Origin of the sequence: Dactylosporangium sp. NPDC050688 (genome assembly GCF_040654515.1) — a bacterium.
In the GTDB taxonomy this organism is placed as follows: domain Bacteria; phylum Actinomycetota; class Actinomycetes; order Mycobacteriales; family Micromonosporaceae; genus Dactylosporangium.
In genome coordinates this window covers 30,897-48,584 of record NZ_JBFAIC010000022.1, presented here as the reverse complement: position 1 = coordinate 48,584, position 17,688 = coordinate 30,897, and the positions used below count along the sequence as shown (strand labels likewise).

Genomic DNA, 17,688 nt, shown 5'->3' with positions numbered 1-17,688 from the left:
CTGCCTCAGCCGCTCCACGGTCAGCGGCGCTTCGGCCCCCTGCGCCAGCCGGAACAGCTGCGCTCGTGCCTGCGCCGGCTCCCAGGCCGACCGGAAGCCGACCTCGCTGGCCAGTGCGTCCAGCTGATCCGGCAAGGCGAACGTGTTGGCCCGGCCGGTGGCCGACTGGTCGAGCAGACTCACCGCCCGCAGGTCGGCGGCGCCCAGCTGAGCCCCGTCCGGCAGCCCGTACAGTTCGCGGGCTCGCTGCTGTGGAAGCTCGGCCAGCGCCTGCTCGCTCAGCGGGCGCGCGTCGCCCAGCCAGCGCACGCGGTCGATGAGCATGGCCAGCGCATCGGGCGAGTCCCGGTCGATGCCGACCCGAGCGGCGAGATCGAAGAGCTGCTGCCGGGAGGCGAACCGGCCGGCGGTCGGGGCGACCAGCCGGTCGAGGCGCGCGACGGTGGCGGCGCCATCGACCGGTACGGCCGCCCCGTCCGGGACCCGCAGCAGGTCCCGCAGCCGCTGGTCCGGCACCTGGCGCAGGGCAGCCACGGTGAGTCCCTGCGCTCCCACCCACCCGGCGTGGGCGAAGAGTTGCACGAGCGCCGGCCCCGGCTCGCCGCCGATGCCGGCCCGCTGGGCGAGTGCCACCAACTGCCCGCGGGTCGGGGGACGCAGGCCCGATCCGTCGTCGGCCAGGTCGTCGAGGGCGAGCACCGTCCGCAGGTCGTCGACCCTGACCTCACCGATCGCGAGCCCGAAGGTGAGCTGAGCCCGCCGGACGAGGTCGAGAGCCATCCAGCGACGCTGTCCACGCGTAATGCCATGGTCAGGGCTGAAACGCAGGCCGAGATCCTCCGCGAGCGCCTCGAATGCGACGGCTGTAGCGCGCTGGTCTCCAGCCGGGGCGCCGTGCTGCCGGTGCACGGCCATCGTCATCAGCGCGTCCATCGCGACGCCGTCGTAGCGGCCCCGGTCCCCGAAGAGCGCCGACCGCAACTGGGCTTGCGCAGTGGCCTCGCTGCCCGGCGCCGCCGCCCCGGCGTGTCCGTCGCCGGCCGCGTCGTCGGCGAGGCCATCGACCCGCCCGCCGCGGTAGGGGCGCATCAGCTCGCCCAGGCGCCACTGCCCCTCCGGGTCGGCACCCGGCGCCGGTTCGGTCAGTCCCAGGCTCGCCCGCACGGACGCCGGCAGGGGCACCACGTGCATGGTGGCCCCGCCCTCGGTATCGAGCGTGAGCACCCGGTCCGTGACCGTGCGGATCCGCCCCGCGATGTCCGGTTGGGTGAGCAGGAACCGGATCACGCCACGCCACGCCGCGACCGGGTCGGGCAGCGCGGCCACCACCGGGGCGACCGCCGTCAGGTGCAGGTCACCATTCCGGTCGGCCAGACCGCGCTCCAATGTGGACACGATGTCCCGGGTGACGGCGGGCACGTCCTGCGGGCCGTAGCGGACCACCGGGGCCAACGGATCACCGGCGGTGTCGGTCGCCGTTGCCGGCCTGGTGAGTCGCCGCAGGTTCGGGATGTCGGCCACGTACCGGAAGCCCAGCGCGACCGGGTCCACCCCGCGGGCGCTCGTGCGCAGCGTCGCCGGGTGGCGGACCGGCCCGGCGCCGCCCGCCCCGCGCAGCGCCTCCTCCTGCTGCCGCCGGGTGCTGAACGTGGGTGCGTTGAGCAGCTGCTGCTCGGTCCGCCTGTAGGTGTCGAGGAGGAATCGTCGGTGCTGATGGAAGAACGGGTGCCGGCGGGCCGCCACGATCGTCGATGGCTCGATGTCGAGGGCGACGCCACCACCAGTCGACGTCGGTACCACCTGGAAGTCGAGGGCCAAGGACGGAGCGCCGGCCAGGTCCAACAGCCCCTGAATGGTCGCCAGCCCGCTGTGCGGTCCCAGGTAGACACCGCCGAAGCGTTCGACGATCGAGGCGCCCAGAATGCCGCTCGCCTCGCGGTGTCCGTGCTCGGTGCGGCGGGCCAGCTCGGCCCGGTACTGCGCCAGCAGGGGCAGCGGCGCGCCGGCGTGGAACACCTCGTCGACGTTGATCAGCACGATGCGGTTCGCCGCGGCCCACTGCCGCATCTCGCGGACGTCGCGCAGCCGGTCGCTGCCGGTCTCGGGCCGATTGTCGCCGGCGGCCTCGAAGTCCGACCGGGGGATGTCGGTCCACAGGTGTACCCGCCAGTCCGCCCCGATGACCCGGGCCTGCGCGGCCTGCGCCGCCGCCGCGGCCAGCGCCGTCCGCATCGCGCTCCGGTCCGCCGCGGCCCGGCCGTCGCCGCCGGTGATCGGTGACCCGAGCCAGACCGCGTGCACGCTGCGCGGCAGGCTGGACCGCCCGAGCGGTCCGGCCTGCGGGCTGAGCTGAGACGGGTCGGTCGCCCAGTGCCCGTCCTCGCGACCCACCGCGACGACACTGCCGGGCTCGGGGACCAGTGCCGAGAGCCGTAGGTCGGCCGACCCGGGGGCGGTCCGCCGGCTCAGGTCGAGCCGGGCGAAGAAGTCGTGCAGCGACGCGGAGGGCACCTCGCTCTGGTCCAACCCCCGCAGGAACTCAGGCGACGGCTTGGCGGCCCGGGTGCCGAATCGATCCGGTCCAAGCACCCCGGCACCGGACGGAGCGACCGATGGCGCGACGGTTGACGCCCTCAGGCCGCGCTCGATCGCGCCGGCCCCCTGCGCCGTCTCGCGGTCGAGTTCCGCGATGTCCCGCTCGCGGACCGTCGCCCGCAGGGCGTCACGCTCGTCGACGTCTGGTGGGAGGCCGTCCGGCGGCAGCGCCTGCCAGGCCACGGCGAACAGCTCCTCGATGGCGCGCGGCCCGTCGAGGCCGACGTCCGCCGCGAGCGCCCGCAACTCGCCGTCGGAGGCGAACGACAGCGATCGATGGCCGGTGGCGACCGCGTCCAGCCAGGCCGCGGTCCGCAGCGCCCGGTCCCGGCGTGGGCCACCCGGGGCCACCCCGTAGAGGCGGTGGACCCGGCTCTCCTCGATTCGCCGCGCGGCATCGGGCGCGCCGACGTCGCGACCCAGCTCGGCCACGACCCGGCGATCCGCGCCACGGTCCCGAGTGGCACGTTCGTTCAGGGTGTCGACGAGCATCCGGGCCTGGTCGTGGGTGACCACCGCGGTCGGCCGGTCGGGGTCGGCCCCGGGGTGCACCGTGAACCGGGCCACCTCCGTCCCGGCGACCGCTGTGCGTACGGGTAGCGCGAGGCCCGGATCGGCCGGCGGTCGGCGGTCGAAGCCCGGGTCGTGCCGCCCCTGCGTGGCCAGGCCGACGAGCCAGCGGAACACCGCGTCGTCGGTGAGCAGCAGCGCGCCGGCCAGGCCCTCGCGCGCGAGCCAGTCGCCGTGGGCAGCGTCAAGCGAGCGTCCCAGGGCCTCGGGGCGAAGCCTCGCCACCACCGCTCCGGCGACCGGCGTGCCCGGCGCCTGGGCCGGGGTGGCGGCGGTGGCCATCGAGGCGACGTCGACCGGGCCGAGGTGGATCGTCTGGCCGGTCGGCCGCAGGACCGCGGTCCCCTCGAGCGCGGCCTGCGGCGCGATACGGACGGAGAAGTCGTACTGGCGCAGGTATGTGCCGACCTCATCCAGGAGGGTCAGGGCCGCCGTGAGGGAGCTGGTCGGGTAGGAGGTGCCGGCGTCGTTGGCTGCCCTGAGCCGGTCCGCGAACTGGAGCGCGCGGGCGAACGACCGCAGGATCTCGGTGTCGGTCGCGCCCGTGATGCCGCGGTCCTGGGCCGCCCGGACGAGCTCAGCCCGGTCAGGGAACGCCCCGTTCTCCCCGCGCACCTGGGCGTCCAGACTCCGGGCCGCGGCCAGGTCGGGCGGGGCCGGCTCGTGGTCGGCCGGCAGGTCGAACAGCTCACGGACCCGCTGGCGAGCCACCTCGTCGCCCGCGCTGAGCGCGGCGCCGAGCTCCACCACAGGCGGGTGGGCCGACATGAGCTCGTCTCTGAGGATCTCAGCCTGCCAGTCGGTGAGGACCCCGTCGCCCGGCCGGGTGCGGTCGGCTCCCCAACCGACGAACACCTCGTCGACGTCACTCCAGGTGAGCCCGGGCAGCGTCAGCGCCAGTGCCCCGCCGCCGGACGGCGCGGTCGCGAGCGCGGGGTCGTGGCGGAAGCCGGTGACCTGGGCGAGGCGCTGGCGGACGTTCGTGTCGGCCCCGCCGAGGAGCAGTCGGACGGGATCGATGGCAGTCGACCCGGTGTCGGCGAGCACCCGCCGGACGGCGCGGCCGCGGATGTGCGCCTGCACCAGCGCGTTCCGGGTGGGGTCGGTGTCGGGGTGCCGGCTCGTGACCGCCGCCGGCAGCGGGGTCGTCGCGGCCGTTCCCGGCCTGGCGAGAGATCGGGCCTGGGCCGGGGTGAGCACGACCGTGACCCCGGACTCCAGCGACGTCTCGAGCGCGTCGTGCAGGTCGTCGAGGAAGATCGGGTCGTCGACCGGGTAGCTGGTGTCCTCGGTCTCGTTCAGCTCGCGCAGCCGGTGCACCAGCTCGGGCGGCGGCGCGGCGATCGTGCTCCGCAGGTATCCGTACAGCCGTAGCAGCCGGCCCAGGTCCTCCGCCATCGGCCGGGCGGCGTACCGCTCCCGGGCAGTCTGAAGCTGGCGCCGTGCCGCGGTCAGTGCGGCCGTCGCCTCGGCGTCCGCGGTGCGCAACGCGCGGCCGACCCGGACGGTCGCCAGGTGGTCGAGGTCGCCCATGAACTCGAACACCCGGGCGGCCAGCTCCTGATCGGCCCTTCGCCATGGCCTCGGACGGTGCGGCGGATCCTCGATCTGGTGATTTTCGACCCCGTCGATGCCGCTGTGGTCGCCCCACAGGTAGCGGGTCGGCTCGACGCCCGGGACGCCGATGTGTCGGACATCCGTCCGGTCAAGGACGAGCGCGGCGAAGCCGAGCGCCGAGAGCTCAACGTCGGCCATGAGGTGGCTGGACCAGGCGTCCCAGGGGCCATTGCTCTTGATCGCGGCGATCAGCCGGCGGGTGAACGCCTCGTCGACGGGGGCGTTGTGACGGGTCAGGGCGGTGATCAGGGGGTAGTCGTCGGGACGATGCTGCCCCCGGTCCGGTCCTGTACGGGCAGCCCACCGCGCGAACTCCGCCTCCAGCTTGTCGACGACGAAGGCGGTCAGCGCCTCGACGACGGCGTCGTCCGGCACGTGTTCGGACAGCCCCAGCCGGTCCCTGATCCCTTCCCTGAAGGCGTTGACGAGCACGTGCTCGACGTGTCGGCGCCCGCCGCCGATGTATCTGCGCTGGATGCCCTGGAGCCAGTCGATGTGGTCCTTGACCGCCGCTTGCTGCGCTCGCGAGTGGTCGTTGACCAGCTCGTCCATCAAGTCGAGGTACGTCTCGGTCCAGCGCGACCCCAACGCCCCGGCCTCGACCCTCAGGGGGCGGGACCGCTCCACCGCGGGAGGCGTGGCGCCCGGTCCAGCCCCGACCGACGGGGAGACGATGTCGTCGTCCGTTGGCTCGGGCGGGAACTGGCTCCATTCGTCTGACTCGGTGCCGCGGCCGGCTGGACCAGCCTCGTCGTCAGGATCCGGGGACAGCGCGGAAGGTTCGGGCAAGGGGGTGTTCACGGCCATGCCGTGGTATATGAGGTCCTCCGCCCGGCGCAGCTCGGATGCCTGGTGAAGGAAGTTGGCGGGAGTCAACTCCCAATTGTCAAGAGATTCGAGTGCTGGCTCCCTGTGCACGATGCGCTGTTCGGCGAGCAGGGCCCGGGCCGCGCTGGGTGGCGTTGCCCACTCATCATCGATGACATTGTTGTAGTGGACCATCGACAGGGGCTCGTCCTGCGACGCGCCGGGATCGCGGCGGTAGATGGAGACCGTGTCGGCCAGGTCGACGCTGGCGTCCAGCGCCCGGGCGGCGCGGAACAGGCCACGAAGCGTGAGATCATGATCCTCACGGCGCACCACTCGCGGCGCGCTGTCCTCCTCGAGCTGCCGGACGGCGCGGACCACCGTTCCGGCCACGCTCACGGGCTCGGGCGTGGCCAAGAATCGCACGTCGACGTGATAGCCGCTCGCGCTGTAGTACTCCAGAATGTCCTCGAACTCCGAGGGCGACGCGGCGGCCGACTCCACCACCACGGAAAGCCCACGTGCCCGGGCCCAAGCGAGCGCACGGTCCCACCACACGTCGGCGTCCTCCCGGGCGATATCGGTGGCCCGGTGGGGGTCGGCCCGCACCGCGTCGTCGTACCCGGGATAGTGCGGAGTGAACATGTCCATATCGATGTGTGCGAACGGACCCTCCCGGGCGAGCTCGGCCCGGACCGACTCGGAGAGTTCGGTCTTGCCGGCTCCGGTCTGGGCGACGACGACCACAATGATGGGTTCGTCGCGGGACTCCAACCGGGTACTCGATCCCCGCCAGCTCAGCTGGAGGTTGGGCAGGATCTCCTCATCGAAGATCCGCCGGTTCTCGTCCGGGTCGAGGAAGCCCCGCACCTTCAGGTCATGGAACGACTCGAGCATGGCGGCCAACGTCGGCCCATCGGGGTCGGGGCGCAGAGCGGCCACGTCCGCCGGCATCCGCACGATGGGGCGTGTCTCCGGCAAAACCGTGGCGCGGACCCGGCTGATGGCCGTGAACAGGCTCATCGGGTCGACCGTGCCGGCAACCAGGACCGTCAGTGTCCCGAGCGGGCCGGCGGCCCTGCGGGCGGCCTCCATTTCAGCGTCCGTTGGCGGCATCGCGGTGTTGTGGACAAGCATGACCCCCCGCGGGAACAGCAGCGATGTGGTCCGCGGAGCTGACACCGACCCTTCGCCGTCCATCGACGTCACGGCCGCGCGGGCCTCCGATGCCGGCTCCGACGACGGGGTGTCCCAGAAGACCGGGCGCGTGGGCGGCAACGGTGGCTTGAGCCGAATCGGCGGGCCGGGCACCCGAACCGCGTGCCGAACGCTGTCGACGAGGTCGGGGTACAGCTCCGCAGCCTTGGGTTGGGTCCTCGCCAGAACCACCTTGTGGCGGAAGAGCACGAAGGGCTCCGTCTGCCGCGGAACCGGCAGGCCCGCAACGTGCACGAGGTCACCGGAAACGACACGTCCCCCGGTGTCGGTGTACACCCGGCCGGGCGCAGCGACGAATTGGGTGTCGAAGGCATCGGCGTACCGTTGGGCCACCGACGGCCCACCATCTGGTCCGGGCCGACCGAGGTACGAGCCCACCAGCGCCACCAGCTGAAACCTCGGCTTGCCTTGGCTGTTGCGCAGCAGCGGCTCCAGGACCTCGGTCTGGAACTGCTCCACGGTCAGGATCCGGTCGGCGAACTCGAAGCGGACGCTTCCGTCATCGGCCAGTCGGGTCTTGATGTTGATGACCGCCACCCCGTCCACGGGTGGGAACGACGCCCACGCTGAGACTTCGTCCTCGCGGCGGCGAACGGCTTCAGGAGAGTTGTCCTCGCGCTCCTCGAAGACCCGTTGGCTCACGAAGCCGTATCCAGGCCCGTGCGGGACACCCAGCGGATGCGTCAGGCCCCGCGCGATCGTGTGCAGCGGGTCGAGCAGGACCACGAAGAGCCCGGCCGCGTCGGCCTCGATCCTGACCGGACCGCCGAGCGGCACCCCACCGAACAGGAGGGGGCTGTACTCACCGTCGACCTCGAAGGTCACGCGCGCGTCCAGCTGGGTCCGCAGCTGCGCCATCGCGGTCAGGAAGCCTGTGGTCGGGAACTGCGACTTGAGCACAGCGCTGCCGGCCCGGCTGACCGTGGGCCCGAAGGAGAATCCCATGCTGAGCGCCACCGGCCCGACCGGCACGCCGACCGCGCCCGCGACGCCCTGCGAGACGCTGGCGCCCATCCGCTCCTTGTGCTCGGTGAACTGGGGCGTGGTGAACTCGGTCCACATGTTGAGCCAGTTCAACATGCGCGGGTTGAGGAACCTGATCCTCATCGTGACGCGGGCCCGCTTGTCCGTCAGCACACCGTCGTCGGCGATGAATGTCGCGCGCAGGCCGTCGTCGTCGACGTGGAACTCCAACTCCCGCAACAACATCGGGACCGAGAACAACGCGCTCATCGCGTCGCCCGCCCGCTGACCCGGCCGGACCGTCCGGCGCACGACGTGGCCCGGCCTCGACCCGCCTGCCGGTGGGTCCACCAAGCTTCGCAACCGTCCGATCACCAGACTCTGGAGCTCAGCGGCCACCTTCGGGTTGACGCCGAAGGCCCTGACCTCTCGGGCCAGGAGTTGTTGCATGGTCACGGGGAACTCGACCACGCCGACCGGCAGCTCGCTGCCCGGTCCGACCTCGACCACCCGCGGGGTTGGCGCCGTCTCGGTCACCGCCGTCTCGGAGTCCGGCCCGGGCTCGACGTCCTCCAGGGTCAGGTCGAACGGGACGATCGAGCGTTCCAGCACGAGTTGGGACGTCGGTTCGGGAGCCTTGGCCGGCCGGAGGTTGACGATGGACCGGGCCACGATCGGCAGGATCGCGTTGAGCAACCGGGATGGCTCGCGGGTCACCGCCGCGGTGGCCCGCAGTTCGCTCACCGCGCTGTAGCGGCCGGCCGAGCCCGTGATGAAGTGCGTGTCGCGCGCACCGTCGGTGCGGGCCAGCGCTTCTTCCCGGGCGACCTTGATCGCTCCCTTCGCCGACACGGCGGGTTCCAGTTTCGGCCCTTCCTCGACCGGCACCTTCGCCGACAGCCGCACACCCGCGCTGTAGTCGACAGCCTTGGAGCGCTCGACCGCTGTGGTCACCGCGTTGTTGCGGAACGAGTAGATGGCGACATTGGCCCGCTTGATGACCTCGGAGAGGACGAAGCGCGGGGGCAGCTTGTGTTCCTCGCGCACGATGCGCAGCCGATCGCCGTCCCGGTGAAGCTGAAGGTTGACGACCGCGGTCTCGTGGAAGAGGAACCCCGATCGGGTCGCAACGAGCTGGATGCCGGTCGGCAGCGTGTACCCGAGGGCCATCAGCGAGCCCGGGTTCAGCAGCGCAGCCAGCCGCTCACCCGGACCCGCAGGCTCTCCGGCCGGTGTTGTCGGGCCGCTCGTCTCCACGGTGACCGTCCAGTCGCGCTTGTGGAAACGCTTCGGCAACGACCGGGTCACCGCCGCGACCAAAGGATTCGTGTCGTTCACCGTCAGGCGGCCGGACTCGTCCACGACCGCGAAGAGCCGGTCGACGGGAACGCCGACCGGCAGGTCATCCAGCGTCAGCGGATAGTCTCCCAGGGCCTCGTCCGCCTCCGACTCGACGGAGACGTTCGTACCCTCACTCTTCGCGGTCGGGTAAACGGGAGAGTCATCCGCCGCCTCGCCCGCCTTGTCCAGCGGGCCCAGACCTTCCCGCCAGGCCAGGTTGGTTCCGGTCACGGTGTTGGTGATGGTGGTGAGACGGCGAACCGGTCGGGCGGGCACCGGCTCCGGCGCCTCTGCCTGCGATGCCTCCTCGCCCTCCGATACCTCGGCAATCGTCTCCAGGCGCGTGGGTTCCACCAGCGGCGCCTCGAGCCATCCGAGTACCCGTGCCCGGGCACTGAGGCCCGGCGGAACCCGACGGGCACCCCTTTCGGAGTACAGGTCCCGCAGCGTCGGACCGTCGGTCTCGGCCGGGGGGCTGTCCTCGGTCTCCGGCGCCGGCCGGACCGCGGGTGGCAGGGCGAGCATCTCTCCCACGGTCCGGTGGGCCGGATCGACAGCTCGGGGAATGGCCAGCGGGTCCGACTGCAGAGTCCGCAGGTAGGAGATCCCATCCGAGACATCGAAGAAACGGTAGTCGTCCCGGTGGAAGAAGCTGAACCCGAACGTCTTCTGGCGGCGCCGGACGACCACCGCCCACGACCCGTCGCTGGTGGTCGGCTCGTACGAGCGCGTGAGCTGGCTCAGCCGGCCGGCCTGCGGGCCGAGCCCTCGCCCGAACCCCTTCCGCTTGGCCCGGCTACCGCCGCCGCCGGCGTCCGGCGAGAGCGAGTTGTCCGTACCGATGGTCTTGATGAACGAGATGGCGCCGCCGAAGTTGAATGATCTCGATTTGCCGCGACCGTACCCGACGGCCTGACCGCCCTCGGCGACGTCCATCTTCATGGTCTCGGTGGGCGGCCCGGCCGGCCTGGGGTCATACGGACGGCTCACCAGGTGGACGTCGTACTGGGTGTTGGAGAAGAGACCCTTCAGCGTCTTGGTGGCGTGCGTCGGCGAATTGCCGGCGACGTGGATTCCCATCAGCTGGGAGACATCGGTGACCCGGTCGGCCAGTTCCTGGGTCAACAGGGGCGTCAGCCGCCGGCGCCAGAACAGGAGCCCGAGGAGGGAGCCGAACGGTCCCCGGCCCGTGGGGCGCCGGTCCAGCGCACCGAGGGTTTCGACGATGTGTTGCCGCAGGCGGCCGCCGCCGAGGACGTCCTGCGTGGCGTCGTCGTTGTTGATCGGCCGGTGTCCCCCACCGCGCAGCGGCGCCGCCGGCTCGTCGTGCCAGTCGGCGGGGAGCGTGTCCACGGGCACCGGGTCGTACCCGCCGAGCTCGCCGGTCCGGGCGGGTTCCGGCTCGGCGGGCGGCCTCGGGGCGGCGACCGGCGGGGTGAGCTTCTCCTTGAGCTGCTGCGCGACCGTCTTCTCCGGGGTGTCCGAAAGCTCGGTCACCGCCCCGGTGCGTTCCCGGGTCAGCCTCCCCGCCCGCGCCGTCCGGGTCAGGTACTCGGGCACGACGTGACGTATCGATGCCGGCAGGGTGTGGGTGCGCGGCTCCGCGGTGGTGACCGGTTTCGCCGGGCGGGAGAACCTGAGGAGACTCAAGATCGCCTGCCACACCCAGCCCAGCGCGTTGCGGTGGTACTCGGTCTGCACCGACAGGTGCAACGTGGCCCCGTAGTCGAAGTAGCGGGCCGGCCCCTTGTAGAGGACGGCCTGGATCTGGAAGCCGGTGGCACCGAGGGACGTCGACTCGTCGCGTCCGATCGACCCACCGAACCGCACCGATCCGCCGAAGGGAAGACCGAACAGCCGCAGCACCATCGGGGCGAACCGGCCGGCGAACGACGCGCCGGTGCCGACCCGCACGTCACCGGTGAGGTTCTTGAACCCGGCCGGCATGGTCTCGATCTTGGCGTCGGCGATGCGCCCGGAGCCGACCGGATCGTCGCCTCGCTCGGCCCGCACGACATAGCGCCGGTGCACCGTGCCGAACCAGCCGGGCTGCTCGTCGGTCCAGGTGTGTCCATCCGGACTGTCGACCGCGAGGCCGTGGTTGAGTAATGCCTCGCGCGTCGCGCTGGCGCTCAGCACCCGCAGATGTAGGCCCTGCTCACGCTGGCTGCGCTGCGGCAGGTCTGGTATCTGCCGGTCCGCCGCGGCTTCCAGGCGGAGCAGCTCACCCAGCACCGCCTCGGCCCCGGCCAGGCGCTCCATCGCACCCTTGCCCATGCTCTGCTTGGACGCCAGCGTGGCCGGCGGGTAGCGCACTTCCTCCTCGGCGCGGCGCACGTTGTCGGCCTCGCCCGGGTCCGCCGGGAGGGGGTCGCGGTCCTGCGGCAGGTCGGCCCATCGAGAGACGGGGTCGGTGGTCGGTTCGCTCATGGCCCGCCGCAGCAGTTCCTCGAACCGGGCCTGTTGCTGCACCGGAATCCGGACGAAGACCTCGATGATGTCGGCCACCGGCGAAGGATCGACACCCTTCATGTCGGTCAGAACGCCGGTCCGGGCATGCATCGTGAGGCGGTAGCGGACGCTGTCGCCGACGTAGACCAGGCCCCGGATGTCGCCCGAGCCCTGGGTCGCGTAGGTGCCACGACTCGCGCCGCTCTCGACTCCGGCCGACAGGCCGCCGCCGAGATTCAGCAGGAGGCTGTTGTCCGTGGCCGTCGGGTCGCCGATGGTACCGGTGGCCGAGGTTTCGACGCCGACCGCCAGCCCACCGCCCTCGACCGTGTCGTTGTGGGACGCCCGGAACCGCTGGATCTCCTCCTTGATCGGGACGTTGTCGATGGTGACCGCCTCCGCCTGGAGCAGTTTGGCGGAGAGTGGCAGTTGGAAGTAGTGCTTTCCGTTGGCGAACGGAGGCGAGACCGCACCCGTGTCGCCGCTGCCGATGACGTCCTGGATCATGCGGAGGAAAGCCGCCTCGCTCAGCCACCACGCGGCATCCTGCGCCGCCTCCGCCGACAGCCGTTCGGGTCTACGGCCCAACCAGGCCAACACCTTGGCGCGCAGCCGCTCGAGCCCGCCGGCCGCCTCCGCCGACAGCCGTTCGGGCCCACCGTTCAGCCGGGCCAACACCTTGGCGCGCAGCCGCTCGAGCCCGCCGGCCGCCTCCGGGACGAGGAGCACGTAGCCGAGCGCCCGCGTCAGCGCGTCCGCCTGTTGCTTCGTCATTGACCCCAGCGGAAGCTCGCCGCCCGGAGCAACGGCGCCTTCGGTCGCCGGTTCGCGCAGCGCCTCCCGGTACTGGGTGATGTCGACGCCCAATGGCCGGCCCGACGGATTGAGCTTCATCGGGGCGTCCGGAACCAGCCCGTGCACCCCGTCCGGCCGCTCGGGGGACAAGTCCTGCGGGAACTCGAAGCGCAGTCCCAGGCGTTTCGTCCCGGTTTCAACCTCCGTCGACAGCACCCGGAGCGATCGCCGCAGGAATCGTGGCTGTCGAACGAGCTCGCGGACCTCGGTGACCATGTGGGCACCCTCGGTAACCGGGCGCCCCCGGTCGGCCGGGCCGTAGTCGAAGTAGGCCGACAGCCCGGTCAGATCGAGGTAGCGCTTGGTCGCCGACACCGTGTCGTCGCCGTCCGCGAAGGTACGGGAACTGGCCCCGGTCAGTGCGAACTTGGCCCTGACGTCGACGCCGGCGCTGTCCGGGAGCAGATTGTCCGTCCCGACGCCAACGTTGATCTTGCGGCTGTCCGACACGGAGTGGTCGTTGAACTTTTGGACCTCGTGGTCGGCGTTCACCGGGATGTGCCATTCAAGGCCCGGTGGCACCCGTTCGGCGTCGGTGAGGGGCACGTACTCCGCCCGCAGTGGGTCTCCCGGTGCCAGCTTGACCCGGATCTCGTAGGTCCGCTTCCCGAACGGCGACCAGCGCGCGCGGCCGGGCAGCCTGACCTCCAGGGGCACGCCCTCGTTCAGCGCCATCTCCAGGAAGACCCGCCCGTCGTACGCGGCGAGGTACTTGCGCACCGCCGCCTCCACGTGGGGCGCGAGGAACTTCCGGCTCGCGGGCAGCGTGTCCACGACCAGTTGCACGAGCTGGTCGCGCGAGCGCGGCGTGATGTCGGGTACGGCGAACGAGCCGGACTCGGGTGCTCCGTCCGCCGGACGGATGATGACCCGGCTGTGGTGGCCCAGCGAGAAGTACCGTGGCTGCTCGCCGGTGGTGGCGGCCGCGTGGGGATCGACGACGCCGAACCACGGCGGGGGGATCCGTGGCTTGTCGTTCATCGACGTCAACTTGGCCGAGATCAGCCGCAACTGGTAGACGGCTGCGTCGCCGATGTTCGCCAGGAGGTCCCGGGCCAGGTCCGGACGCATGGTGTAGGCCCGGGCGGTGGCGTTCAGCTTGGCCAGCTGCACCATCTCCCGTTGCAGCCGGTTCAGCGGGGTCGTGTGCGGGTTCGGCTGCGTGATCGTCCCCTGGCTCGGCCGCATGTCGTGCCGGCCGTACTCGAGGCTGAAGCCGTCGCTGCCACTGGTCCAGACATAGATGCCGACGAGATCGGCGGAGACGGTGACGGCTGGACCGGCGGCCGCGCCGATCTCCTCGGTCCCCGCCTGGCGCACCACCCCGGTGTCCGGCTCGAATGCCAGCCGGGTGGTCGGGTCGACCAGGACGCCACCGGAGCGGCGCCACTGCGCGGCGGCAACCGTCCGCAGCTCGACCCCGTCTCTGCCGAGTGCGCGGTACCGCAGGCGGCCGTCACCGCTGAACTCGGCCCGGCCGATGCCCTGGGTGCCGCTGGCGGCGACGCTGTACCACGTGTTGGCGCCGATCCGGCGCTGGGGCCCGACGCTGGTCGGGAGCGCGGTCGGCGGCTCGGTGAACGGGGCGGCCGGCGGCCGGGACGGGCCGGCCACGACCGGCGGGACCGGGCGGGGCGCGACCGGCGGGACCGGGCGGGGCGCGACCGGCAGGACCGGGCGGGGCGCGACCGGCAGGACCGGGCGGGTCAGGTCCGGCGTCGAGGGAGACGACACGTCGGGCGTCCGGTCGGCCGGCAGTGGTGACGCCACCGAGGCCGCCGGGGCGACCGCCCGTGGCATGGCAGCTGTCGGCATGACCTCCGTCGGAGTCGCGTCGACCCCCATCGGGGTGACAGTTTCGAGCGGCGTGACCGCCCGGGGGCCGGGGATCGGCGACGCCGGGCTGGTCGTCGACGTGTGCTCCGTCGGTGGCTCCACGACCGTCGGCACCGGCGCACCTTCGGTCGCCGCCGACTCGTCCGGGTTCTCGTCGCTCTCGGTCGCGGTCCGACGGGGCGGCGCACCGCGGCGGTTGGTGGTCGGGGGGTCGAGCAGCGCGTCGACCCGCGTCGACGGGCCGGCCGCCACGAATTCCTCGCCGAGCAGTTCGGCGATCGTGGTGGGCTGCCCGGTGCCGTCGAACGCGAGGACCGTAGTGTTCTCCTGCACCAGCGCGCGCAACAGGTGGTGGCCGGCCAGGTTCTCCGGGGACCGCGCGAATGCCACCGTCACTGGCCGCTCGTAGTTGCCGTGCTCGGTGACGTCGACGATGCGCACGTCCGGCCGGGCCGCCCCGGCCGATTCATTGACCAGCGCGAAGACGTGCCGCGCCTGCCCGGGTGGCGCCATATCCACGATCACCATCGATCCCGGCGTCGCCGCGAGCGCGGCCACGATCTGCGCGCCGGTCGGCTGCCCGTCGACGAGACGCGTCTCGACACCCTGCAGGAGATCGACCAGGTCCGCCCAGGTGAGCGTCGCCGGCGTCCGGCCGCCTGGGCCGACCATCCGCTCGTCGACCGACCGGTTGCCCGACCGTCCATACCGGGCGTTGAAGGCCGCCAGAGTCTGCGGGACGCAGACCTCGTCCGATCGGGTCTCGCCCGGCGGCGGCTGCTCCCGCCGCGCGAAGTTCGACAAGCGCCGGCCCCGACGCGCCGCCGACCGCTGGCGCGACGGCCCAGCCTCGGCCGACAGCCGCCGGCCGCCACCGCTGGCCGGGGCGGAGACAGTCGGCTCCGGCGCGGCTTGGGCCGAGACCAGGGAACCCTCACTGTCCACAGTGACCGGCACCTCGGGGGACTCACCCTCCACCCTGGACGGCGGCGCCGGCGTCGGCTCGGGCGTGACCGGCCCGTCCGACTCGAGTGCCCCGGCCAGATGCGCGGCCAGCGCCGACTGCCCTGTCGTGTCCGCGCCCCGCGTCTGGTCCGGCTGGACCGGACCGACGTCGTCGAGGCCGGGGCTGCTCGTCGTGACCGGGCGCTGCAGGTGCTCGGCCAAGCCGGACTGGCGTGAGACCGTGGCCGGTCGCCCAAGAGCCGATGCGCCCGGAGTCGATGCGCCCAGAGTCGATGCGCCCAGAGTCGATGCGCCCAGAGTCGATGCGCCCAGAGTCGATGTCGGCCCGTCCGATCGGCTCGCACCGCTGCTGAGGTAGTCCGAGACTGAGGGGTGGCCACCATCACTGTCCACAAAGGATGTCGGCGGGGTCACCGGGCCTGCGGTGGCGGCGTTGATGAAGCTTTCCCGGGTCGGGCCGTCGACATCGAGGGCGTCGGCGAGGCGGGTGGCGTCGGTGACCGACAGCGTGACCCGCTCGCCCGCGAGGAGGTCGCGAACGGTTTCGACCGGCACGTCCGCCCGCACCGCCAGCCCCTCGACCGTGAGCCCCTCGGTCGCGAACTGCGCCATCGCCGCCTGGATGTACGCCCCCGGCGGCGGCCCGGAGCTGGACTCGGTCCCACCGGCGACGGCGGCGACGAAGCTGTCCCGGCCCGGTCCCTCCAGTCCCAACGCGTCCGCGACCCGGCTGACTTCGGCCACGCTCAGGCTGGACGGGTCGCCGCTGGCGAGCGCCTGCACCGTGCTCTCCGGGACGCCGGCCAGCTCGGCCAGCTCGGCCACGTCGGCGGCCGAGGTGATGCCCGCCGCGTCCATCGCCGCCTGTACGTGGCCCGCGACCTCCGCGGGGCTGGCGGAACCATCGGTCGTGGCGGCGACGAAGGAGTCCCGGTCGGCGCCGGTCAGCCCCAGTCCATCGGCGATCGCGGTTGCCTCCGCCACGGACACGGTGGTCGCGGCCCCACCCGCCGCCGTCTCCAGCAGGGCCTCGATGGTGGTGGCAGGCACGCCGGTCGCGGTCGCCAGCGACTCGGGCGTGTGCCCGGCCGTGGCCATCGCCTCGGCGACCGCGGCCCCCGCCGCCGCCGACGACCCGCCCCGCCCGGAAGCGTCCGAGCTGTCCGAGCCGCCGGCCACGGAGCCCGCGTACGGGGTGCCGCCGGCCGGGGTGCTGGCGGCAGTGGTACCCGTCATCGGAGTGCCGGCCAGGGTGCTGCCCGAGTACGACTCGGCGTAGCCGGATTCTGCGGTCTCCCCGCCGTGGCCCGGCGCCACCGAACCCTGCTCCGAACCCACACCGGACCGCTGGGTCACGGGTTGGGTTTCCCAGCCGGTGCCGGGGCTCACCGGGGGGTAGACCGGCTCTGAGGGTGCGCGCGGTGCCTCTACGCCGGACGCCTGGGTCGCGGGTTGGGTCTCCCAGCCGGTGCCCGCAGCCACCGCGGGGTAGACCGTGTCTGGAGCGTTGAGAGGGCCGTTCGAAACCTGCACGCTCTGCGGCAGCACGATGCGCTCGACCGCGTTGCCGATCAGGCCCGTCAAGCCGTAGGGCCGGTCAGTGCCCTCGGCGGCACCGGGGATGGCCGAGGCTGTGACGGTGCTCCAGTTGAACTCGCCGCCATGGATGGCCATGTCGGCGCTCGCCGCCACCACCCCGCCCAGCCCTTGCCAGGTGGCGTTGTTGACGAAGTAGAACGTCTTGAAGCCAGCACCCTCGACCCGGATCCCCTGACCCGACCGGTCGAGGGTGAACTTCAGCTGGTTTCCGATCAGCTTCGAGGCCAGGTGGCCGGTCACGAAGTTGGCCGCCACCTTGCCGAAACCGGCCGCGAGCCCGCCGACGATGCTGCTGCCCAGGTTCTTCCACTGCTTGTCCCAGTCGATGTGGGTCCGCGTGTGATCGACGTACGTCTGCCACGCCTCGATCACCAGCGGGATGACGAACCCGAGCACGACCTCCAGGATCAGCTCAAGGAGAATATCGAGGAGGATCTGAATGATGAGCCGCGCGACCGAGAGGACGCCCGGAACGAACACCGCCCCGATGATCGTGGCCAGCAGGTACGCGACCGCCGCCATCGTGATCGCGGCCTGGATGCCGATCATGATCCGGGCCTCGTCGATGTCCGCGGCGGTGTTCAGCGCCCCGTCAGCGAAGTTCTGGGTGATCGCGAGCAGGTCGGTGAGGCCGCTGGGGAGCTCGGTCTGCAGGTAGCTGATCCACTGGTCGGCGGCATCACCCTCCATCGCCTGGTCCAGGGCGTTGCCGACAGAGCGGAAACCTTTGATCAGATCTTCGAGCTGATCGTGGTAGGTCTGCCAGGCACGGCTGAGCTCCCGCAGCTGCCCGACGTCACCCTCCGGCCACGGCTGACCGAGGACGACCTTCAGGAAGGTCTGCAGGCCGTCTGGAAGATCCTGGGGCAC

The 17,688-nt window shown here is 72.0% G+C and carries 1 protein-coding gene (cut by a window edge); it reads right to left on the bottom strand.

Annotated features, from left to right (window positions below):
* Nucleotides 1-17,688: the 5' end (the start) of a zeta toxin family protein gene (locus tag AB0H83_RS22050; RefSeq protein WP_360096864.1), read on the bottom strand. 37,974 nt of this gene lie to the left of the window's left edge; the window shows 17,688 of its 55,662 coding nt (coding positions 1-17,688); the start codon lies at nucleotides 17,686-17,688; its stop codon lies off the left edge, out of view.